General features: G+C 65.2%; 25 protein-coding genes and 1 tRNA gene. 10 read left to right on the forward strand and 16 right to left on the reverse strand.

Annotated elements, in window-relative coordinates:
• Positions 1 to 48: 48 nt before the first annotated feature.
• Together BJ970_RS17670 and BJ970_RS17675 are read left to right on the forward strand one after the other, a co-directional pair.
• Entirely contained in the window at positions 49 to 936 is an 888-nt protein-coding gene (locus tag BJ970_RS17670; RefSeq protein WP_184727265.1) for a universal stress protein, read from the forward strand.
• Positions 933 to 1163: a hypothetical protein gene (locus BJ970_RS17675; RefSeq protein WP_184727266.1), complete on the forward strand. Its 231-nt coding sequence runs from the start codon at positions 933 to 935 to the stop codon at positions 1161 to 1163. Before BJ970_RS17670 ends, BJ970_RS17675 begins: the two co-directional genes overlap by 4 nt.
• On the opposite strand, the gene BJ970_RS40025 is transcribed toward BJ970_RS17675, so the two are convergent.
• From BJ970_RS40025 to BJ970_RS17685, 3 genes are read right to left on the reverse strand one after another with little or no spacing between them, the layout of a single operon-like run.
• Complete coding sequence (locus BJ970_RS40025; protein ID WP_376775052.1) at positions 1093 to 1263, reverse strand: hypothetical protein; 171 nt, start codon at positions 1261 to 1263, stop codon at positions 1093 to 1095. The two genes, BJ970_RS17675 and BJ970_RS40025, sit on opposite strands and share 71 nt — an antisense overlap.
• Before the next feature lie 12 nt (positions 1264 to 1275).
• Positions 1276 to 2100 (reverse strand): universal stress protein, encoded by an 825-nt coding sequence (locus tag BJ970_RS17680; protein ID WP_184727267.1) that lies wholly within the window; start codon positions 2098 to 2100, stop codon positions 1276 to 1278.
• 47 nt (positions 2101 to 2147) lie between these two features.
• Positions 2148 to 2969, reverse strand: coding sequence for a universal stress protein (locus tag BJ970_RS17685; RefSeq protein ID WP_184727268.1), 822 nt, complete (start codon positions 2967 to 2969; stop codon positions 2148 to 2150).
• A gap of 159 nt (positions 2970 to 3128) precedes the next feature.
• Between BJ970_RS17685 and fbp the strand changes: the two genes are divergently transcribed.
• The 3 genes from fbp to BJ970_RS17700 all read left to right on the forward strand — a co-directional run bounded on the left by fbp (position 3129) and on the right by BJ970_RS17700 (position 5707).
• A complete protein-coding gene (fbp, locus tag BJ970_RS17690; protein ID WP_184729182.1) occupies positions 3129 to 4244 on the forward strand; it encodes a fructose-1,6-bisphosphate aldolase/phosphatase in 1116 nt (371 codons plus the stop codon).
• Positions 4245 to 4278: 34 nt separating this feature from the next.
• Entirely contained in the window at positions 4279 to 5079 is an 801-nt protein-coding gene (locus BJ970_RS17695; RefSeq protein ID WP_184727269.1) for a lysylphosphatidylglycerol synthase transmembrane domain-containing protein, read from the forward strand.
• A gap of 553 nt (positions 5080 to 5632) precedes the next feature.
• Positions 5633 to 5707: transfer RNA gene (locus BJ970_RS17700), tRNA-Val, on the forward strand.
• Between the two features lie 38 nt (positions 5708 to 5745).
• Here the strand turns inward: BJ970_RS17700 and BJ970_RS39510 are convergent.
• The 9 genes from BJ970_RS39510 to BJ970_RS17740 form a co-directional block, all read right to left on the reverse strand.
• Entirely contained in the window at positions 5746 to 6270 is a 525-nt protein-coding gene (locus BJ970_RS39510; RefSeq protein ID WP_312864298.1) for a site-specific integrase, read from the reverse strand.
• On the reverse strand, positions 6267 to 6749 hold the full coding sequence (locus tag BJ970_RS39515) for a hypothetical protein (RefSeq protein WP_312864299.1): 483 nt from the start codon (positions 6747 to 6749) through the stop codon (positions 6267 to 6269). The genes BJ970_RS39510 and BJ970_RS39515 overlap by 4 nt, the downstream gene beginning before the upstream one ends.
• A 313-nt stretch (positions 6750 to 7062) precedes the next feature.
• On the reverse strand, positions 7063 to 7362 hold the full coding sequence (locus BJ970_RS17710) for a DUF6262 family protein (protein ID WP_184722820.1): 300 nt from the start codon (positions 7360 to 7362) through the stop codon (positions 7063 to 7065).
• Entirely contained in the window at positions 7359 to 9263 is a 1905-nt protein-coding gene (locus BJ970_RS17715) for a tyrosine-type recombinase/integrase (RefSeq protein ID WP_184727270.1), read from the reverse strand. Before BJ970_RS17715 ends, BJ970_RS17710 begins: the two co-directional genes overlap by 4 nt.
• Complete coding sequence (locus tag BJ970_RS17720; protein WP_184727271.1) at positions 9232 to 10314, reverse strand: tyrosine-type recombinase/integrase; 1083 nt, start codon at positions 10312 to 10314, stop codon at positions 9232 to 9234. Before BJ970_RS17720 ends, BJ970_RS17715 begins: the two co-directional genes overlap by 32 nt.
• Before the next feature lie 85 nt (positions 10315 to 10399).
• On the reverse strand, positions 10400 to 11140 hold the full coding sequence (locus tag BJ970_RS17725) for an IS3 family transposase (RefSeq protein ID WP_184727272.1): 741 nt from the start codon (positions 11138 to 11140) through the stop codon (positions 10400 to 10402).
• Positions 11140 to 11463 carry a transposase gene (locus tag BJ970_RS17730; protein WP_184727273.1) on the reverse strand — a complete coding sequence of 108 codons (324 nt, stop codon included), beginning with the start codon at positions 11461 to 11463 and terminating at the stop codon, positions 11140 to 11142. The genes BJ970_RS17725 and BJ970_RS17730 overlap by 1 nt, the downstream gene beginning before the upstream one ends.
• A 201-nt stretch (positions 11464 to 11664) precedes the next feature.
• Complete coding sequence (locus tag BJ970_RS17735; protein ID WP_184727274.1) at positions 11665 to 12501, reverse strand: 5'-3' exonuclease; 837 nt, start codon at positions 12499 to 12501, stop codon at positions 11665 to 11667.
• 269 nt (positions 12502 to 12770) lie between these two features.
• Positions 12771 to 13670 (reverse strand): phosphotransferase enzyme family protein, encoded by a 900-nt coding sequence (locus BJ970_RS17740; RefSeq protein ID WP_184727275.1) that lies wholly within the window; start codon positions 13668 to 13670, stop codon positions 12771 to 12773.
• Between the two features lie 508 nt (positions 13671 to 14178).
• Between BJ970_RS17740 and BJ970_RS17745 the strand changes: the two genes are divergently transcribed.
• Positions 14179 to 14700: an NUDIX domain-containing protein gene (locus tag BJ970_RS17745; RefSeq protein WP_184727276.1), complete on the forward strand. Its 522-nt coding sequence runs from the start codon at positions 14179 to 14181 to the stop codon at positions 14698 to 14700.
• 328 nt (positions 14701 to 15028) lie between these two features.
• Here the strand turns inward: BJ970_RS17745 and BJ970_RS17750 are convergent, their stop codons facing one another.
• Entirely contained in the window at positions 15029 to 15532 is a 504-nt protein-coding gene (locus BJ970_RS17750) for a thermonuclease family protein (protein WP_184727277.1), read from the reverse strand.
• A gap of 443 nt (positions 15533 to 15975) precedes the next feature.
• On the opposite strand from BJ970_RS17750, the gene BJ970_RS39520 reads away from it, so the two are divergent.
• A complete protein-coding gene (locus BJ970_RS39520) occupies positions 15976 to 16740 on the forward strand; it encodes a DddA-like double-stranded DNA deaminase toxin (RefSeq protein WP_184727278.1) in 765 nt (254 codons plus the stop codon).
• Complete coding sequence (locus BJ970_RS17760) at positions 16737 to 17171, forward strand: Imm1 family immunity protein (RefSeq protein ID WP_184727279.1); 435 nt, start codon at positions 16737 to 16739, stop codon at positions 17169 to 17171. The genes BJ970_RS39520 and BJ970_RS17760 overlap by 4 nt, the downstream gene beginning before the upstream one ends.
• A gap of 454 nt (positions 17172 to 17625) precedes the next feature.
• Here BJ970_RS17760 and BJ970_RS17765 read toward each other — a convergent pair whose 3' ends face one another.
• Positions 17626 to 18054, reverse strand: coding sequence for a hypothetical protein (locus BJ970_RS17765; protein ID WP_184727280.1), 429 nt, complete (start codon positions 18052 to 18054; stop codon positions 17626 to 17628).
• A gap of 502 nt (positions 18055 to 18556) precedes the next feature.
• Here BJ970_RS17765 and BJ970_RS17770 point away from each other — a divergent pair.
• Entirely contained in the window at positions 18557 to 19204 is a 648-nt protein-coding gene (locus tag BJ970_RS17770; protein WP_184727281.1) for an HAD family hydrolase, read from the forward strand.
• Here the strand turns inward: BJ970_RS17770 and BJ970_RS17775 are convergent.
• Positions 19201 to 19662 carry a hypothetical protein gene (locus BJ970_RS17775; protein WP_184727282.1) on the reverse strand — a complete coding sequence of 154 codons (462 nt, stop codon included), beginning with the start codon at positions 19660 to 19662 and terminating at the stop codon, positions 19201 to 19203. The genes BJ970_RS17770 and BJ970_RS17775 overlap by 4 nt on opposite strands.
• 57 nt (positions 19663 to 19719) lie before the next feature.
• Between BJ970_RS17775 and BJ970_RS17780 the strand changes: the two genes are divergently transcribed.
• The gene (locus BJ970_RS17780; protein WP_246470898.1) at positions 19720 to 19932 is read left to right on the forward strand and encodes an RNA-dependent RNA polymerase family protein; all 213 of its coding nucleotides are present in this window, start codon (positions 19720 to 19722) and stop codon (positions 19930 to 19932) included.
• Positions 19933 to 20315: 383 nt separating this feature from the next.
• Here BJ970_RS17780 and BJ970_RS17790 read toward each other — a convergent pair whose 3' ends face one another.
• Complete coding sequence (locus BJ970_RS17790) at positions 20316 to 21203, reverse strand: WXG100-like domain-containing protein (protein WP_221467211.1); 888 nt, start codon at positions 21201 to 21203, stop codon at positions 20316 to 20318.
• Positions 21204 to 21684 lie beyond the last annotated feature (481 nt).

Genomic DNA, 21684 nt, shown 5'->3' on the forward strand with positions numbered 1-21684 from the left:
TGCGGTCCACCATGGAGGTGTCCCAGGACAGTTGGGGAGGCGAGTCCGGTGACGGTCGGGGGCCGCAAGGCGATCATCGTGGGTTTCGACCTGACTGAGCGATCGCGAAAGGCGGTTCGCTGGGCAGCGCATGAGGCGTCCAGCCGACGTCGACCGCTGCTGCTCGTGCACGTGCTGACCTGGCCGTTTGAGGCGCATACCCCGACCAAGGTGCCGGGCGCGGGAGGCATCCTGGAACCGCTGCAGCAAGTCTTGTGTCGGGAGCTCGAGGTGCTTGCAGGAAGCTGCCGCGGGATCGACGCCGACCTCGAGGTGCGCAGCGACATCCCGTTCGGCGATCCGGCCGGGGTGCTCAGCGAGCTCGCAGGGACAGCCGAGGTGCTAGTGCTCGGTGGCCCGCGGATCGAAGCGGAACTGGGGGTCCTGGGCTCGACCTCGGCAGAGCTGCTCACGCGGCGCGTCGGCGCGCCGGTCGTGGTGGTTAGAGGCGGCCGCGAGCAGCCGGATTCGGCTCCGGTCGTGGTGGGTGTCGACGGGTCGTCGGCCAGCAGGCTGGCGATCGGTTTCGCCTACGACTTCGCCTCGCGGCACGGCTGCGACTTGGTGGCGGTGCACGCCTGGAGCGACCTCCCACTGGACTCCTTCGCCCGAGTGCGGCAGTGGGAGCTCCCGTGGAGCGAGGTGCGCGACGAAGCCGAGGAAGTGCTCGCCGAATCCTTGGCTGGCTGGGCAGAGCAATATCCCAACGTCAGCGTTCGACGTTCGGTCACTCCGGAGAAACCCGTGGAAGCGCTGTTCCGCGAAGCAGCGGACGCAAGTCTGCTGGTCGTCGGCAGCCACGGCCGCGGCCGTATCCGCCGCAGCGTGCTCGGTTCGGTCAGCCACGCCGTCGTCAACCGAGCCCCCTGCCCCGTGGCGGTGCTGCGTGCAGGGTGAGACGCGTCAGCTTCCTCTGGGGCGGCGGGGCGACTGCTTCCGGGCACGGCGCGTGGTGCACGCACATCAGCTGCGACCGAACCCAGGAACAGGCCGTCGAACCCGCCGAGGCCCCGGTGCCCGACGACGAGCTAGCAGCCGCGCATCAGCCGCGCATCACGCGCCGCATCGGTCAGCGCCACCATCGGGCGACCGCGCTGCGCAACTTCGCGGCCCCCGTACGATGACGACGACCATCTGCAACGAGGCGTGTTGGCGAGCGGCCTCTGCGGCAGCCCAGGTAGCTACTCTCTCGAAGCCATCCGAGCCGTCGACGCCCACCACCACGGGCTGCCCTCCTCAGGGATTCACGCCGCGAACGACGGAGATCGGGCACTGAGCGTGGTGGATGACACCGGCGGCCACCGATCCCAACAGCAGCCCGGTGAATCCGCCCCGGCCGCGGTGCCCGACGACCAACAGGCGCGCATCATCGGCCGCAGCGGCGAGTTCGGCGACCGGATGTCCGCGCTGTGCGACCTTGTGGAAGGTCACGTCCGGGTAGGACTCGGTCCAGCCCGCGAGTTGTTCGGCCAGACCGCGCACCGCTTCCGCACGCAGATCGATCAACTCCCACCCCAGGCGCGGCACGACCGGTGCGTATTCGGGGTCTTGCCACACCTGCACCGCCCTCAGCTCGCACCCGTACCGCGAAGCGGAGTCGAAAGCGAATTTCAGCGCCGCACTGCTGTGCGGGGAGTTGTCCAAACCGACGACCACCGGACCGGTGTCCCGACGACCGCGGATCACGATGACCGGGCACTGCGCGTGGGTAGCCGCCTTCGCGCTGACCGATCCCAGCAGCGTCGCCCCCAAGCTGCTTCGGCCCCGCGAACCGACCACGAGCAACTGGGCATCGGCGGACCAGCGCAGCAGCACGTCTGCGGGCTCTCCGTGTACGACATCGGACGAGATCTTTAGTGTCGGATGGCGGTCGGCAAGACCTTCCGTCAATGGTCCAACGGTGTCCCGGGCGGTCTCGTCCAATGAGGGGTCTTCGGTGGCCATCACGAAGCAGACCTGCACTGCCTTCCGCAGGTCTGCTTCCTGCACAGCCCACTCAGCGGCCAACTTCGACCACTCGGAGCCGTCCACCCCGACGACGACCGGTCCATGAACCCCCATACCGATCTCCTCCAACACGAATCCCGGAGTGCGGTCGTTGGCCCTTTTCATCCGTGCTCGCCGCGGACCACCGCCACCGGGCACGGGGCGTGCTGAATCACCCCGGCCGCCACCGAGCCCAGCAACCCGCTGAACTCACCTCGGCCGTGATGTCCGACGACCAGCAGACGCGCCTGGTCGGCGGCGGCAGCGAGCTCGGCCACCGGGTGCCCGCGTTGTACGACCTTGTGGACCTGCACATCCGGGTAGCGTTCTGACCAGCCGGAGAGCTGTTCGGCTAGGCCGCGTTGCGCTTCCTCCCGCAGCTCAGTCATCTCTTCGGCGAGTGTCGGTACGCTCGGGGCGTAGCCGACGTCTCGCCACACCCGCATCGCCACGAGCTCGGCTTCGTAGCGGGCTGCGGCGTCGAACGCGTACCGCAGTGCGGCGCGGCTGTAGGGGGAGTTGTCCAATCCGACGACGACCGGCCCGCCCGATGTTGCTGTGCTTCGGACCACGACGATCGGGCAGTGCGCGTGCATGGCCACCTTGAAGCTGACCGATCCGATCAGGATCGCGCTCAGCGCGCTTTGGCCGCGCGACCCGACCACGACCAGCTGCGCACCGTCGGACTGGCGCACCAGCACGTCGGCCGGGTGGCCATGTTCGACCTCCGACGAGACCTCCAGACCCGTGTGCCCGGACTTGAGCTGGTCGACCACCGATCCGATGATTTCCCACGCCTCGTCATCGCGCAGCGGATCCTCGGTCACCATCACGAACCGCAGTTGATGCGCCCGCCGCGCCTCAGCCTCACCAGCAGCCCACTTCGCCGCCGTGATGGAGTAGCTGGAGCCGTCCACTCCCACAACCACAGGGGTATCCGACATTCTGATCGCCCCCATACGAATCCTGGGCGCCGTGCCCGCCCGCGCGTGCAGCTTCCTGGGTACCCCGGATGGTGACCGGGGCATAAGGCCGGTCGACCCTAGTGACCGAAGGCGATGTGGCGGAGGGTGACCTCGGATTCGCGGGAGTGGGAGGACAGCATGGTCACGTTGAGCATCATCAAGGCGGACACCGGCGGGTTCGTCGGCCATTCCGCGGTGCACCCGGAGATGATGAGTGCGGCGCAGGACGCGTTGAGCACGGCGGTGGGCGATCGTCTGTTGCTGGATGGGAAGGCTGCCAGTTGCGGCGACGACCTGTCGCTGATCATGATGCACGAGCACGGCCCCGATGCGGAGGAGGTGCACTCCTTCGCCTGGGACGTGTTCCTCCAAACCACGCAGATCGCCAAGCGTCTCGGTCTGTACGGCGCGGGTCAGGATCTGCTGTCGGATGCCTTTAGCGGGAATCTGCGCGGCATGGGACCGGGCTATGCGGAGCTGGAGTTCACCGAACGCCCGAGCGAGCCGGTGGTGTGCTTCCTGGCGGACAAGACCGAGCCCGGGGCGTGGAATCTGCCGCTGTACAAGATGTTCGCCGACCCGTTCAACACCGCTGGTCTGGTGATCGATGCGAAGATGCACGCCGGGTTCCGGTTCGAGGTCTACGACCTGTACGAGGAGAAGCGGATCTGGTTCGACTGCCCGAGCGAGCTCTACGAGATGCTGATGTTCATCGGTGCCCCGGCGAGGTACGTGATCCACTCGGTGGAGTCCAAGACCCTGCAGGAGCAGGCGGTGGCGACTTCGACGCAGCGGTTGTCGCTGATCGCGGGCAAGTATGTCGGCAAGGACGATCCGGTGATGATCGTGCGCTGCCAGTCCGGGCTACCCGCGCTGGGTGAGGTGCTGGAACCGTTCTCCTTCGCCTACACCGCGGGCGGGTGCATGCGCGGGTCGCACCACGCGCCGATGATGCCGGTTAGCGTCGACGACGCGCATCCTGCTCGGTTCGACGGTCCGCCACGGGTGGTGGCTCTGGGGTTCCAGGTGCATGAGGGCAAGCTGATCGGGCCGCGGGATCTGTTCGACGACCCGTCGTTCGACCGGGCCCGGGCGCAGACCAACGAGGTGATGGACTACCTGCGCCGCCACGGACCATTCGAACCGCACCGGTTGCCGCTGGAAGACCTGGAGTACACCACCATGGCCGAGCTGGAGAAGCGCCTGGCCGACCGGTGGCAAGCGATGCCGGCGGCGGTGCCCGCACCACGCTGATCCACACGCAGCATGCACAGACAGCCTGTCCCGGATGATGTGCTGCATCGGTGACGAGGTAACCGAGCCGCGAGGAGTTTCCGGGTGGGACCGCTGCTGCGGTACGACCGCCGGAGGCCATCGCGGGACGGAAACCGAATCCAGGCGTGGCCGGAGGGAATGGAAGTTCGGCGGCGGGTGCGCGATTGCCCAGTGGACGCTGGTGCTGGTCGGGTTGGGCGTGCTTGGGTGGCAGGTGCCCGCGCGGGCGCACGAAGCAGATCGTCTCGGCCCCGAACTCGCTCATCTCAGGTGGTGGTGGGTCGGCACGGCCGTCCTGTTGAACATCGGCGCCTTGGCGGTGTACGCCGAACTGCACCGGCACCTGTTGGCCGCAGATCGCGTTCGCCTTCCGACGCGGACGATTCAGGCCATCAACTTCGCCGAGAACGCGCTGTCGACCACGGTGCCAGCGGTGGGTAATGCGGCTGTTTTCGTGTACGCGACGTACCAGCTGCGCAAACGCAACGTGGACGTTGCTCTAGCAGCGTGGTCGCTGGTGCTGGCCGGCACAGTCGCGACGATCATGTTGATGTTCGTCGGCCTTCTCGGCACCGGGTTGGCGGGGCAGCGCCGCCGCATCGCTCGCCGCGGTATTGCCGTCGGTTCCTGGGCGTGCTGGCATGTGGTGACCCGCCCGTCGGTGCTGTCCCGCTGTCTGCGGACACTGGCCTGGCCGGGACGGCGATTGCCGCGTTCTGCCGTACGTGCCGCCGCGCCTGGGACGGGCAGGATCTCGTTCATCCTCATCGACCCGAACTCCTCCAGCAGGTATTTCCGGGTGATCTGTTGGTAGCTCCGGCGCGTGTTGAGTTCCATGACGTTTTTGGACAGCCAGACTCGGTGACGTAGCGAGCGAAGCGCTGGCGCCCAGTTGCGAGGTTGACGAACTTGCCGTCGGCGATCTGCGCTTCCGCGCATCGCCACGCACGCTCGGCATCGCACGTCCGGGTGAAGGTGCCCGCAGAGAGTTGCTGGCTGCGGAGGTCCCAGTAGTAGGCGGTGTAGTGCGTGTCGCTTTGACTGGTGTAGCGCAAACGTGTGGACCCCATGACGATCACTCATCCGGTCAACTTCGCTGGTGCAGCCGTGGCGGTACCGGTCGAGTGTGGGAAGCAACCGGGGCGCATCGTGAGGGCTGGACGCCCATGTCGTCCAGCCCTGGCTGGCTTCACATCGCGCGCGAGCCAGCGCCGCCCGTTCGATCAGGCCCGGTACTTTGGTCCCGGATGTACGCGGTGGGAGCGACAACTTGGGAGGAAATTGGGAGGAGCCAACTGCGTTGAACTGCACTGAACCGCATCCAACGGTTCACAACGGAACCGCCCCGACCTGCCGGTTCTCCGTTTGCGCAGGTCAGGGCGGTTTTCGCTACTACCTTGACACGGTAGAGGTCACTGGTTCAATCCCAGTATCGCGCACCAAAGTTTTGTGCAGGTCGGCGGCCCTGCTTCTCAGGTGGTCAGCTTGCTGCTGACTGATCATTCGGCGACGATTCGGCGATTTGATCTTGAGTATGTTCGCCGCTCGTCGTTTCAGTGGGTTCCCGGAGGCACGGGAACCGCAGCATCAGTTGGGCTCGCTCGGCGGCTGTCAGCGCGGCTACCGAGGCCGTCCAGCGGGCTTCAAGCGCTCCGAGCAAGTGGTTCGTCATCGCTGGGGTGATGTGGTCGTAGACCCGGGCGATGCCTTTCATCTTTTGTCCCAGTCGGGCGCGGCGGGCCACCTCCGGGACTCCGTCTTCGGTCATCCACGTGTTGTGGCTGTGCCGGCCTTCGTGGAACGTGAACCAGGACAGGATCGCCGGAACGTGATCGTCGGCACCGGGGGCGTCCGGATTGGTACCGTCCCAGACGGGGCGCCAGTGGCGCTGCCGGAAGTTCGACCGCCGCAGAGGATGTCCGTCCGGGGTGCTGAAGACGAACGGGTCGTTGTGGGAGTCCATCAGCGTCTCGTAGAGGACGGCGATGGACGGTGGCAGCGTCACCCACCTGGTTCCGGCGGGGGTTTTCGTGCGTCCTTTCTTCCTTGATCGTCGAGAATGTGGCGAACACTGACGACACCGTGGATTCGGCGTAATCGTCGTGCAGTTCGGAAACCCATTTCTCGATTTCCACGTAGCTGTTGAAGATCCCGATCAGTGGCCACGACGCCCACTGTGGCAGCAGGTGAGTGTCCAGATGGGACTTGTACTTCGCCAGTGTCGACGGTTCCAGCCAGTGTCGACGGTTCCAGCCGGGGTCCGATGGAGTCCAGCAGCACCGATGCGAAGTCTTCGAACGGGGTGTTGCCGTCGTGGGGATCGATCCACATGTTGCGGCGGATCAGGGCTTCTTGGTCCTCGCCCCAGTTCTTGGCTGACTTCTTCGACGTGAACCCCGATTCGCTGCCATACGTGCCGTCGGGGCGTTTGTACCGGGCGCGCCAGCCACCCTTGCCGTGGGGATCTCGTTGGCCGTAGGCCATGACCACTTCCTTCCTTGCTCGTGAGGTTGCCCCTCAAGACCGGACACCGGGGTTTCATGCCACGAGGGCGTGGTCTTGACGATAGCTGAGGCGGGTTTCGTGCGGTGTTCGGTGGGCGAGTGTGGAATGTAGACGGTCGTGGTTGTAGTAGCCGAGGTAGGAGAAGACGTCCCGCCTGGCGTCGGTTCTCGAGGTCCATACGGTGGTGCCGATCTCGGCTTTGAGCGGTGGCGAAGAACGACTCTGCGACCGCGTTGTCGTAGCATTATCCGGCTAATGATCGTGGTTTCCGGTTGTTGGCCGGTTAACGCTTTCAGTCGTTTCGAGCTGTGAGGCGTCGGAGTTGTTCTTCGTGGCGGCGTACTCGGGTGGCGAGGGCGTCGAGGGCGGCGCGGAGGGTGGTGATCTCGTCGGTGAGGCTGGTGAGGGTGCCGCTGGTGGCGGATCGAGATCGGTGTTCCTCGATGACGGCGCGCAGGGTTGGGTTGCGGTAGAGGGTGGTGCGGCCCAGCCCGGTGTGGGCGGCGACGGCGGTGAAGGTGACGGCGTGGCCGTCGTGGTGGAGCTGGACGCAGGCGCGTTCGACGCGGCCCAGGGTGCTGGTGGTGGTCATCCGGCTTGGGCCTCGTTGATCAGAATGTCGAGTCGGGCGATGAGTCGTTGGTGGCGTTGGGCTTCGGCGATCCAGCCTCGTTGTTCGGCGTCGCGGGCGAGTGCTTCGGCGTCGACGCGTTGGGCGGCCAGGATGGGCAGCGAGCTGGGTTCGGTGTGGAAGCTGGGGCAATGCTCGCAGATGTTGGCGTAGGCGCAGGCGCCTTGGGCGGGTGCGCGGAGGCAGAACCCGCCGGCCAGACGGGATTTGAGCAATGGGGTGTTCTTCCAGTCGGCTCCGCCGGTGATGTCGGCCAGTGGCAGGCTGATCGTGCCGGTGGTGGGGGTGCGGGCCTGTTGTTTGGCGAGGTCGAGGGCTCGTTCGTATTCGGCTCGGACGGTGGTGTCGAACAGCCGACCGTAGCGCAGGCTCATCTCGGCGGAGACGTGGCCAAGTAGCGCCATCAGTGCTTGGAGTGAGACGCCGGCGTTGACCAGGGCGGTGGCGTAGGTGTGGCGGAGCTGGTGCGGGGTGAGGTGGTCGAGTCCCGCGGACTGGGCGGCGCGGTCGAGTTCGTGACGGACCGCGCTTTGGGAGAGGCGTCGGCCGTGGTGGGTGAACAGGAACTGGGCCCGGCGCCGGTAGCGAGGGTGCGGCATCGGCCGTCCGTGGGAGCGGATGGCGGTGATGTGGTCGATTAGGTCGAGGATGTCGTCATCGATGGGGATCATGCGCTCGGTCTCCAGTTTGCCGAGCGGGATTTTCAGCCAGCTGCCGTGGTCGGGGACTTCGTGGACGCAGTCGAGCTCGAGGTCGAGCAGTTCCCCGATCCGCAGTCCGCAGCTGCGTTGCAGTCGCAGGGCGGCTGCGGCGAGTTCGTTGCCGGGGTGTTCGGTCAGCACTGCGGTGAGTCGGCGGTCGACGTCGAGGGGCAGGTAGCGGGGCAGCGTGTGCGGGAGTTTGGGGACATCGTCGCGGAATATCAGCTTGCGGGGTGGCGCGTCGGGCCAGTCCCACTCGGTGATATCGGTCAGGAATCCCATCAGCGCGAGCACTCGCCGGGATCGGTCCGCGACGGTGATCGGCTGATCGTTTTTCGGGTTGACCGCGTCGACCAGCGACCTCAGGTAGGGCTCGATGTGCTTGCGGCGATCCAGCTCGGCGATGGAGCCGAGTCCGGGATCGACCTCGGCCAGGAAGACCCCGAAGTGCTTGAGCCGGGTCGCGAAGGCCGACACCGTTTTGGGCTGACAGGTCGCCCGCTTGCGTTCCAGATAGGCGATCACCGTCTCGCGGATCGGCGGCCGCAGGTCGGCGAGCCGGTCGGCGAACGGGACCGGCCCGCCCGAGCGTGGCAGCTCATCGACGATTCCCAAGTAAAACAGCACCCGTTGGGCATTGCTGACCGACGCCAGATAGTGCCTGTGCCCCTTGCCAGTTCGCGTCTCCCGCTCCTGGCACGCAGCCCGGAACTCGTCCAGATCGGCCACGGTGAGCAGATCCAGCGACCGTCCAGTCTGGATCAGCAGCCGGACCGGAACTTGGGAACCGGTGGCGAACCGGACCCGTTCGGTGAACCCGAGCTCGGCGGCCGCGGCCATGAACCGATCGAGATCCGGACCCAGCGGTGAATCCTTGACCTCCCTCCAGATGCTGGAAAGCTTGCGTTCCAGCAGATAGTCATAGCCCGGTTGCAGCACCCGATGCAGCATCAGGAACGTGATGATCGGCCGGGTCGAGCTTCCCGCCGACAAGCGGGTCTCCAAAGGCTGCACCGCCCACTGCCCGGGGTCTGGCCAGCGCTGGAAGAACACCCGAGCCGCCCCCGTGTAGGCGGTGTTTCCGCGTCCGGTCCGCCGCAGGTAGTCCAAGTAGGCGGCGTGCAGATCATCACTGGGAGCGGATGCGATCGCGAGCGGCATCGAATTCTGCTTTCACATGCGCCGGAGCCAAATGGATGTAACGGGCGGTGGTGTCGACATGAGCGTGTCCGAGCAACGCTTGCATCACCGCGAGATCGACCCCCGCTTCGGCCAGGGCGGTGCCGAAGGTGTGTCGCAGCGCGTGAGGATGCCCGCCGACGACGCCGGTAAGCCCACGGTGATAGCGGAAGATCGTGCGCAACCCGGCCGCAGTCAACGGCTGGCCCCGGTTCGGCCCCTTGGCCACGAGAAACAGACGGGCGCTTGCGGATTCGGGCCGCTCGGCCAGCAAATACACCTGGATCACCGAAGCGACGTCGGCATCCAGCGGGACCCGGCGTTCCCGCTGGCCCTTACCGACCACCCGCAGCCATCGGCCGCCGATATCGGCGTCGACGACGTCCAGGCCCAGCACCTCGGCGGAACGCAGCCCGCAATACAGCATCAAGCCCGCGATCGCCCGGTCCCGCCACGCATGAAAACTCGCCAGAAGCTCCGCCGCATCCGACTGCGACAGCGCCGTGGGCAGACGACGAGGCTCCCGGAGCCGAAGCGACGAACGGGTTTTCGGCCGACGGACGGTGTGCGCGAGCATCCCGCTGCGCTCACCCGCTACCAGCCAGCGGGCCTCCTTGCCTCTGGGGACTGGGTTTTTCACGTCCGGATCCCGCATCGCGGCGAACGCGAACAAACCCGAGATCGCCGCCAACCGCCGATTGATCGTCGTGGGGGCATACTGATCCATCCGACGGCCCGACAACGTGACCACGTTCGGCCCCGGCCTGCCCGCAACCGTAGCCTCCCGGCAGGCACGCAAGAACCGCAACAACACCTCCGTGGTCACCTCCGGCAACGGCTGCTCCTCAACGACGAGCCACCGGCAGAACGCCAACAGGTCGTATCCATAGGCACGCACGGTCTTCGGTGAATAGTTCCGATCGGCCAAATACGCCAGGTACTCATCCACCAACCCGAACCGCGACGCGGCCGGCCCGGCCAACGCCCAGCCACCGTCCCGTTCCTCAAGCCGAAGACCGGCCTCGATACCCATAAGGAACAGACGTACCAGCCATGAACGCAGCCAACCGGCAAGTACCACTACCGCAGCGTGTCGCTGACCTGGACAAACACAACCATTAGCCGGTTAAGAGGGAGATCCCGGTCGCGCCCATCGACCGGCGCAGCCCGTGCCGGAAACACGCCTGCACGGTCAGGCCACCGGTGTACTCCCCGCCACGGTCGGAATGCAGGATCGTGCTACGACACCGGCCGCCTCGGGTAGCGACAGCGGCGTCGATGGCCTCGGTGACCATCTCCGAGCCGATGTGCTCGGAGATGCTGTAGCCGAGCACTTTCCGGGAATGACCGTCCCGGACCGCGCACAGATACATCTCGCCCTCACCGCAGGACAGGTAGGTGATATCGGTCAGCCACACCGCGTCCAGGCGGCCTTGGTCGAATTCCCGGTCGATGAGGTCCGGTGGGAACGACGCATGCGGGTCGGCCACGGTGGTTTTCACCTTGAATGTGCGCGGGCTGATGCCCTCGATCCCGATGCCGGCCATGATCTTGGCGACGGTCTTTTCGCTGACCACCTCGCCCCGCGCACGCAGTTCGGCGGTGATGCGGGGTGACCCGTAGGTGCCGCCGGACTCCTTGTGTATCTGGGTGATCTTCACCTCGAGGTCCGCCCGGCGCTGTGCGCGTGGTGTCAGCACGGTTGCCGCCGCGCGTTTGACATGCGCGTAGTAGCCCGAGGCCGACACGCCCAGAAGTCGCGCCATGCGACGCACCGAGAACCGCCCGGCCTTGCCTCCACCGCTGTTGGTGTCGGTGCCGGTCTCGGCGAGCGTGTCGGGGCCGGCGTACTTGGCCATCAGATCGAACCGTTGGGTTTCTTCTGCATCGCGGCAAAGTACGCCGAGGCTTTTACCAGGAACGCGTTGTCCTTCTCCAACTCGGCGACCTGTCTGCGCAACCGCAGCAACTCGGCCCGCTCCGCCGCCTCCAAAGGTTTCTCGCCCTGGACCTCGGCCGCGGCGATCCTGCGCCGCTCATCCTTGACCCAGTTATTCAGCAACCCGTCGTTGAGACCCAACTCACGAGCTACTTCAGCGATCGTGCGGCCGGAATCGATCACACGATGCGCAGCCTCGACCTTGAACTCGGCCGTGAACGACCGACGCTTACGAGGAGGCATGAGGACATCCTTCCAGCAGGAACCAATCCTGCCAACGTGGTGTCCACTACCCCGGGGGAACCTCAAGCGGTGAATCGCGCATTCGAGAAAACTCTCCGTCTTCTATGACACTGCTCCCCAACGCCACCTCGCCAGCGGTGAGTTGCGGAATGCTCCGAGCTGACAGGAAAGCCCGCCTGAGATTCTGCGTTCCCACGGGCTTTAGTTCCACAGGCCAAGTTCGCCGACGATTTCTGGTGCGGTGAACGGAGTAGTAGGTGCGCCCGGACTGGTGACGGCTGGCAGGGTGATGTCGGTGCGGAGCTGGATGAGCGTTCGCCAGAGAAGAAGGTCGTCCCAGCATTCTCGGATCACGGTTCCGGTGCGGCCGGTGAGGCGATCACCCTTGGCGAGGTCTTCGAGATGGGCTCCGTCAGCGAGGAGTCGGCTTGCTGTCTTGGGGCCGATTCCACGGACTCCGGGAACGTTGTCTGACTTGTCTCCGGTGAGCGCGCGGTAGTCGCACCATTGATGTGGTGCAATAGCGTATGTGTCGTAGACCTCGTCTGCGTCGATGCGCCGCCGGTCCGCGCGTCGTTGGGTGTTCAATGCGGACACTTGGTGCGAGAGCAGTTGATAGAAGTCCTTGTCGGTAGACATGATCACGTGTTCGCGCTCTGGGTTCGCGGCGATGAAGGAGGCGATGATGTCGTCGGACTCCTGACACGGGTGTTCAGCACAGGGAATGTCCAGCAGTTCCAGGCCCTTGTAGATGAGCGGTAGGTCGGCAAAGACCTCCTCGTCACCGGCAACGGGCGGCTTGTAGCCGGGCATGAGAGCACGGCGGTCTGCGGCGCCTTCCTGGCCGTCGAAGACGACAATGATCTCCGGAGCTTCCTCAAGGCTGCGTGCGCCAGCGCGCACGAGGGCGAAAAACCCGAACACGAGAGTGATGTCCCGTCCGCTGCGAGACCTGATACGGGAGGGAAACCCGAAGGCGGCGCGGTGCAGCAGGTTGTGGCCGTCGACGTACAGCCTGGGCGGTGCGGTGGCGGGCACGGATCCTCCTTGTATGCGAAAGCCTGTGACCGCGGCAGCCGGGTGCCCACGACGACATGGACAGCCGGAGGAGTAGCCGATCGAAAATCGATGGAGGAGAACCACATGGGTAGTGGCTCGGTAACCGTGACCCTGCTTGCGGCGGCCCAGAGGGCGTCGAGGTCGATGTCCCGCTTCTGCCGTGCCGGGGTGCCGGGCTCGACGACGGGCATGAACCAGTCGCGGCAGGTACGCGAGGTGAACGATCGGCACGGAAAAAGGTACTGAATTCACCAAGGGCTCCACGCCGACGGGACTCGGTCCCGGATTGTCCGCATCCTGCTCGCGAATTCTTCGGCGATGTCGGAGTTGTCGCGGACCCGCTGCATGATCCACGTCGTCATCTTCAGCTCATGAACCGAGCGCACGGTCGGAAACCCAGGCCACCGCATGACATCGAAGCCGTAGCCTTCAACGAACGCCTCGTACTGATCGGGGCGCCACCACCCTGCCGTGCTGTACTCGGTCGCGGTCATCCCCACATCCCACTCAGGCTGACCGTAGGCAACGCCCTCAAAGTCGATCAGTATCGACCTTCCGTCGGATACCATCACGTTCTTGATATGGGCGTCGCCGTGGATCAACGCGGGTGGCAGGGTGTAGTCGAGGTCGGCTACCTCCTCGCGAAGCTCAACGAGCCGCCGCAGCAAGAAATTTCGATCAGGCTCGGCGATCGGAGAAGACTCCACCCGCCTTTGTACCCGGCCGAGAACATCCTCGTCGTGTGCCATCAGCTCAGCGGGAGGTGTAAGTAGATGTAGGCGACGCAGCAGCACGCCCAGATCTCCGATTCTCTCGTACGGAGCAGGTTCACCCGCGATATAGCGCCAGATCGTCACCGGATGCCCGTCCACAGCAAGCGGTTGGTCGATCTCCTCAACGATCTCGGCGGCGGGCAGGCCCTCAGCGCGTAACCAGCGCGCAACCGCGACCTCCCGTGCCACTTCCGGCCAGTAATCCAGCGTTCGCCCGACACGCACCACGACACCCTCGCTGGCGACGCTGAACAATGCGTTCTCGCCCAGACGGATCAACGCAAGATCGCTGTCCGCGACACGCAGAGCAGCCTCTTCACAAGCCAACCTCGCGATTCGTCGGGCCGAATCACGAGTAAACCGGGTGGCGGTCATCCCAATGCCTCCCACTACAAGTACACCGCCTCAAGGCTAACTGCGATGCGATGGTGCAGTCACTCGGCGCTCGCGACGCTACAAGTCGGGTTTTGCCTCACTGGCAACTACGGGTTCCGTGCCGGTTCGGCTGATCCTTCTCGGCGGTGGGGCGATGTACCCGGCGCTTGTGCAACTGCTGAACACGTGATCGCGGTCGCCCACTCGACGTAGATCTTTGTTCCACCGAGGTATTTCGCGCCGCAGCACCTGTAAGTGAGATCGCGGGCTGGATGGTGCGCGGCGCGGGGGACGAGGCCCGGCCAGACGAGCGTGTGCTCATTACGGCTCGTCAGATCGACGAGGCCGCCGATCTCGCAGGCTCGGTAACCAGCGTGGCACCAACGCTGACTTCCGCGCGCGTCCGCCACCAGCTACACCATCTAGTCCACATACTCACGCCGTACTCTAGCCACCGGTCGGTTACGAGCGTCTTGGCTCGATACCAGGAAAGTGCAGGAGCACAACGATGACCAGCTGGCATCCCGATGCAGGCCCGCAGCCAGGCAGTGCTCGATGGGAGTACTTACGCCAGGGCAACGCTGAACAGGTTCAGGCGGGAAAACGCGTCTGCGCCAAGCTTGTCGTTGCCGACGAGGGACAGATCCTTCTCGTCAACCCCACCTACAAGGCTTTCTGGGACCTTCCCGGCGGCATGGCAGAGAAAAACGAACCGCCCAGGGCCGTGGCCGCCCGCGAGTTCGAGGAAGAACTCGGGGTGCCTATCACCGTCTCGGCACGACCGTTGATCATCGACTGGGAGCCACCCAAAGGACCCTGGGATGACCAACTGGTTTTCGTGTTCGGTGGCACGCTTGACACCGATCAGCGCGCACAGCTCCGCATCGCCGATCCCGAGGAAATTGGCGACTACGCATTCATGCCCACCGCCGAAGCACTGACGAAGGTCCACCGAGACGTTGCAGACCGATTGCGCCGTGCTGTGAACTCCACGTCTAGCCGGGCCAATTATTTCGAACTTGGCACTTGAAACAGCGCCCCTCTGACGCCTCGTCAACGTTGGTTGGTGCGAAATTGATCTGTTGCGGCTATACAAATCTTGATGTCGGCCATGACTGCAGTACTGGGAAGGATGGCTGTGGCTCGACGGCCGGAAGTCTCCACCAAGATCGTCCGTGGAGTTGTTGCCCCGCTGAGGCCAAGCGCGAAATCGTCACCAGCTACCCCATCAGGGCCGCCGACTCTCGCAGAATCCCACGGTCCTCGACTAGCCGGCCAAGGTTCCTTGGACATCTATGAGACGCCCCCGTCCCGTGCTCGACGTGTGCGCGAGCAGGGCCGGGGCGTGTCTGATCGGATCAGCACCACCATTTGCGGGCACAGAATCCGCCGGTGAGAGCCCCGTCGGGCAGGTTGACGTGAGGCGCGTCCACGTCGACATCGACCTTGTAGTCGGGCGTGCCGCCTCCATTGTCGTCGCCGTAGACCTTCGGCTCGCCGCACGGCTCCCCGTGGTTTTCCCGAGAGCGGAACTCGGCGATGTCCGCCGACGACTTCACGTTGTCCATGTAGGCAGGGTTCGCTCCGTTGTCCGCGGTCTTCGCCCAGCCTTCCATGACGAGATCGTCACCGAGGTCGTTCGCGTAGTTCGGGGCTCCGTATTGCAGGTAGCCCAGGGTCCGCCCGTCCTGGTCGGTGATGACGCCGGGCTCACGGTGCAGCTTGACCGTTTGGCCCTGCACCTTGGACCGGGTGAATTCGGTAGCACCGGGCCCTGCGCAGGTTTCGGCCGCCGGGGCGTCGACGCCGAGCAGCCCGATACGCCTGCCGTCGGCCAACTCCACGGTGTCACCGTCGATCACCCGGGAAACCGTGACCACCTCGCCGCCGGGGTGACATATGCGGTACCCCTTATACACCCCGGGCGGATTGTGACATTCCGGGAGCGCGGGCACGCTTGTCGCTGTGCGGTCGGTGGATGCAGTCGTGCTGGTATTCGCCGCGCTAGAGTTCCTCGGGGGCGCGTCAGTTCCGTTCTTAGCCAGCGCGTTGCAGGACCCGACGACCACGAGGAACCCCAGCACTCCGAGCCACGCCTTGCCCTTGCCCACTTCTGCACGCTCCCTGGCGTTTCAGCGGCCCCCATTAGGCTGCACGCTCATCAGATCGTCGACCCGGCCCGGGTGTTACAAACCATTCGAATGTTCTTCGAATTCCCCTCAGGCAGGTGGAACGCGCCCACGGGCGTCGGGGGCGACGGGCATCATCTTGACCCTGCACTGTCCGCCCGGCCGAGGGGGCGCCGGTGGCATCTGCGGTTGAGGAAGTCGACCAGGCTATCGCGACCGCGCTGAGCAAGATTGAGGCGGCCGTCGGTGGACTCACTCAGGCGATCGAATCCTGTGAGGAAGGCGTTGGGCACTTCGGCGAGGTGCTACTGGGCTGCACCGACGACGAGGTGCTCGCCGCAGTGCAGGGCCAGCAGGAAACACCCGAGCAGCTCGCGACCGTGTGGGGAATGCTGCAGACCATCACGACGCGACTCGCCGAGTATCGGCAGTGCCTCGGCGTTCATTCAGCCGCCTCGGCGAGCGCCGAGGCCCCCGCCGCGAACCGTTCCAGCTCGGCGGCATCCGACATGGCGTCGTCGGCTTCGGCACGTTCCGAACTGCCGTGTCCGCCTCGGGCGGGGAAGACACACGGCCGATGGATCGACAGCAACGGCGACCTGGTGATGCTGGAAAGCGGCAAGGGCGGCGAGTACTACCAGGCCGCCCGGCAGCGCGCCGTCGAACTCGGGTTGACCTACGGCCGGCCGAACGCAGAGGCCGCCATTTCTCGACACGTCGAGGTGCAGTTCGCGATGCGGATGCACGCCCAAGGCATCACCGATGCCGAGATCGAGATCAACCGCCGAGTGTGTGGCACGACGCCGGGCAGGGATGATGACCTACGGGATACCTGCGACAAGCAGCTTGAGCGGTTTCTGCCGCCGGGAACCACACTGAGGGTCAAGGACGGGAGCAGCCCGACCGGGAGGCTCTACCGAGGCAAGAAAGGGGAACGATGACCATTGACGCCCGTTGGGCCGTGTTCGCCGAGGATGGTTCGGAACGCGGGGCGCAGCTGCTCGTGGAGGATCGCGACCAGGTGCGCGAGCTCGTCGAGCTGCTCGCCGATCCCGCCGCCGACGTGGCCCGGTTGATCCACCGCGAACGGCCGCTGTGGGACGTCGAGCGCGGGTTTTTCGACCACGACGTGTACGCCACCGTTCGGGACGGGTTCGGGTACCTGAGCTATCAGGACGCAAAGCGAGACAAGGCGTACCCCGAGGGCGACCCCGCCTCGGAAGGCTGCGAGTTCGACGACGATGACTTTCCGCCTGGTGCAGGGCTGCCGGTGGAAAAATTCACCGAGATCCTCGTCGAGTTCCTGCGCACCGCCGATCGGCCCGCCTCGGTGACATGGCGCGAGCTATCCACTGGGCCTGCGGGCGAGTGACTCGGTCGACGGTGGTCACACTCAGCGCTGGCCGACGCGAGCGCAACGCCGTGAGACGCAGGTCAGTCGCCTATTCGTGAACACGAAGAAGCGCCCCTGCTTGCGTCCGGCTGCGGGCACGCGATCGAGGTGCGGGAAGGGCGTTTCGGTGCCCGGCCGTAGCGCGCCGTGCTACGCATGGTGCTATTCGGCGAGTCGGGGCGATGGCGCGGCCGGCACGAGTGGGGCGCCGTTGGCGGTGTGGGGCGGGCGAGGTTGGTTGCCTTCCGCCGGGCCACCATGTCAGGACGACCGAGGCGAGGACGCCCACCACGGGCACGATCGAGGCGAGGGTCGTGTCGCCGAGGGGTGAGGCCAGGCGCCGACGAGATCTTCGGCGAGGCACACTTCCAAGCCGACACCAAGAAACTCCTCGACAACAACGCAAAAGTAAAGGCGTCAGGATCACGAAGTGCTATAGGTTGGCCAGGGATTCGCTGGTCGCGCGGGTGGTTGGGTGCTGTGGGCCGAGCCGGTGGGTTCTGATCTGGAATGCCGTGGTCAGCTCGCGCCAGCGCCCCATCGGAACCGGATCTCGTTTCACTGCTGCGGTCAGGCTGACGTGCAGGGACAGTCTCCGTTCCAGCGGGTGCGCGCCTTCAGACCCCAGATCCCGGTACGTCCACGCGCAATAACCCGTGGTTTCGACCGACAGGGCGTCGGTCTGCAACGACGCTCCGATCACCCGACTCGCCGTCGCTGGCGAGACCAAATCGCAAATCCGCGGCAGCGCCTTGTACCGGTCATGGGCCGGATCCAGATTGGAGTTTCCACCGCACCCGGCCGCGAGCAGACCCACTGACGCCAGCACCCCCATTCGCCGCAGCGAGGTCAGGCTCCTCATTAGGTGTCAACCTCCTTGGGACACAGTTGAATCTGAGGGCTGCCGCCACGCCGTTGGGGCGGTGGCCCGGTCACGGCCTGACTCCCGGCGACGACACCAGTCCAGGCCGAGTCCGGTGCACGTCGATCTCACAACGCCTAGTAAATGATCCCCGTGATGCGTGGACCAGAGCATCGATGGAGCATCCATGCGGCGTTGGGAGAGCAAGGAAATCTGTGGCTTGTCTTGCGGGCGCAACGCTGAGCGAAACAAGCTTCGCAATAGGGCCCTGCGGACCAAATTTTGTGGAAGCTACGCTGAGTGCGGCAATCTACCTCGGGCGCACGTGGTGAATGGCAGGGGCTGCCATGTCTACGCTACGAGCAACGCGCGCTATCGACTGAGGGCAGCGAACGTGGGGCGTACCCTCGGACGGAACCTAGCCACGTCATGCCGACTGACCTCGCAACTGCCGACGCGTGAGCTGGAGATGACCAAATACGAACGTATACAAGGAGGGCTGATGATCCGCTCGGTCGTCTTTGACGTGGGTGAGACCCTGTTAGACGACACCAGTGAGTGGGGGCGGTGGGCAGACTGGATCGGCGTTCCTCGGCATACCTTTTCCGCCGTTCTGGGGGCGGTCACCGCGTCCGGTCGGGACAACGCCGAGACCTTCCAGTACTTCCGCCCGGGGTTTGACCTCTCCCAAGAGCGTCGCCGCCGCGAGCTCGCCGGTGCTGGTGAGCAGATCGATGAGCACGATCTCTATCCCGACGTGCGACCCGCTCTAACGGCCTTGCGGGCCGCGGGGGTCTGGGTGGGAATCGCTGGCAACCAGACCGCACGAGCGGCGGGCCTGCTCCGTACCCTCGAACTCCCTGCCGACGCCATCGCGACCTCCGGGGAGTGGGGCGTGGCCAAGCCCGATCCTGGCTTCTTTGCTCGCGTGTGTGAGATGGCCCCCGGGTCCCCGCAGGAGATCGCCTACGTCGGGGATCATCGTGACAACGACATCGTTGCCGCTCACGGGGCCGGCCTACGGCCTGTGCTCATTCGGCGAGGGCCGTGGGGACACTTGTGGGCGGACGACCCGCTTATCGAGGAGCTTGCGGACTTGGTGATCGATTCTCTGACCGAGCTGCCAGCGCTCGTCGCCTGCACCCGCTAGTAGCTGAAATCGGCGATTCCGGCCTGTGCAGCGAACCTACTGATGGCCGTGCTGTCGGCGCCACCGCAAGCCCTCATATCGGTCAGCGTCTCCTTCACCTGGGGGTGGGCGCGGATGTGCTCCGGTGCGATCGTGTGCGCGATGTCGAATGCGTCGAGAACCGCCTCGTGACGTCCGATGCGGAACTGCGCCCGGCCGATGTCGACATAGAAGTGTGATCGGCGTTCGGCGGGCAAATGTCTAGGGGGAACCCAGCCGGCTGCTGCCGCCAAGGCCACCTCAGGAGCATCGAGGTCGAGAGCCAACGTCACCTCATGGATACGCACCGATCCCGGGCCAAAGGCCGTGCCGTGATAGATCCCTTCCTCGACCCTGGCGGCGACCGTCCGTGCCTCGACAAGGTGGTCCTGGGCGCGATCAGCTAGACCCGCACGCGCTGCCGTCACGGCCGCACGCATGTGCAGAGCCCCATACCCGGGCTGGCACCGCTGCTGATCCACCTACGACTCTCGCAGGTGGATCGATCACTGCTCGGGCCCAGAGTCGTGCGCTTCGCGGACAACTACTGCGCCTTCACAGAAACACCGGAGCGGGCCGAGGAGGCGTTCTGGCACATCAGCGAGGCCATGAATGGTGTGCGGTTGCGACCGAACATGGACAAGAGCCGGATTCGACGCCACGCCAACGCCGAAGACCTCTTCCTCACGGTAGTTGTCAAGTCAAACTGAGACGGGTTGTGTTTAGTTGATTGGTTGATGATCTGCGATGGGTTGGTTGATCCAGGCTGCTCTGGGTAGGGCCGCGCCGCGCTTCGTAGCGGCGCACGACCTCTACGCCCGCACTGGACCTCGGAACACCAACGCGCACAAGCCCTCGCGGTCTGGAACGTTCACTGCAATTACCACCGGCCGCACGGAGCAGCCGCCAGCCAACCGCCCGCAGCTCAGCTCCATGCTGGTGCAACCAACGTCATGGCTTCATACACCTAGACTTACAAGGAGCAACTGCGGACGATCAAACGCACCACCACCACCACCACCACCAACGCCGCTGGTGAGCGAGTCGAGGCGATGGCTCCTGGTCGATGATTGTCAATCAATCGGCGGACGCATCAAGGTTTGGCAACGACGGCGGCCTCAGAGCTGGTACCCGCTGCCGCAGCCAATTCGGTTGCCGCCGCTGATGCCTCAGCCACGAGCCCGGCATCGTTCGCGCCCGCAGCCTCATCCGACGCGCCGAGCGTGAAGACGGTCAGTGCCACCCCGGCCACCGTTGCGATACCGACACCTACGCCGATGCCGATGATCGTGTCACGCACGCTGTCAACCTGATCCGCGAAGGCCGAACACATCTTGGCCAGGCTGCGACACGACGCGCTGACGTTGTCGATCAGTGGCGCTTTTTCCTCGGCGTGGTCGCCTCCGCTGGGATTGCCGGTGAAGACTGAGGCGCAGTACGCCTTGAACGCGTCGGCGGTCGCGCCTTCGGCCGAGGCCAGCACCGGCTGGGCATGGCCGGCGGCGTTGCGCTGCGCCTGGTCCATCAAGTCGGCGGCGGTGTTCCACACGTGGGCTGCGGCTCGCAGCTTGTCGGGATCGGCTTGTGGCCAGAACTTGCCGATCACCGGGATGTCGCTTTCCTGCCCGGCGCCCGTGATGTGCGGAAGGGTTTCTGCGGCGTTGCTGGGGTCGCAGTCGGAGGTCTGTGGTGGGGCCATGGCCGATGCGGTGTCGATCTGCCCGCCGTTGAATGCGGCGGCCAGGGTGTCGTCCATCTTCAGGTGCCACCAGGCGATGGTGAGCAGTTCCGCCGAAACTTTCGCTAACGCCTGACCGGCAACACCCATGGCGTGCACCGTGGCCCGCGCAGCGGGCTCGTATTTGCCTGCGAATGCCTTCCCTGTGTCGTCATTTCCCACCATGCCCGCTGAGGACTGCAAGTCCCCTGCCGTGCCTGAGGCGATGTTGTAGGCGAACTCTTTGGAGTCGAGGAACCGCACAGACGACCGAAACAGCACCTCATGGTCGACCTTGAACCCGTCAGACGAACCCACCCGTACCCCAACTGCTGCAGCCTGGACGCCAGCGATCGTGATCATCGCAGCGCGCAAGCTCGATACAAGATCACCGATCACGCTACTCAACGGATTCGATCACCGGATGGGGTTTTGGCAACATCACACTGTCGGCGGACGGGGGGAGATGCGATTTCGGGAGTCGCCACCACTGCTGACGGTGGCGGCCCTCATGACCGTGGTCAATCACCCCATGCTCACCGCCCGCGAGCCGTTGTTCCGCGACGGTCGCGACGGGTCGTCGGGGTCGATGCGACCGTCAAGCTGCCTCGAAGCTCGCGCATCTTTTCCTGCTGCGCTGCATGAGCCTGACCGCACGCTTCATCGATCAGCTGCCACACTCCTCGGGAAAAATGAAATCCGCGGTCCATGCGCGCTGCGAACTCCGGAAGCTGACGGGCAAGTT

This window comes from Saccharopolyspora phatthalungensis, from assembly GCF_014203395.1.
Classification (GTDB): Bacteria; Actinomycetota; Actinomycetes; order Mycobacteriales; family Pseudonocardiaceae; genus Saccharopolyspora; species Saccharopolyspora phatthalungensis.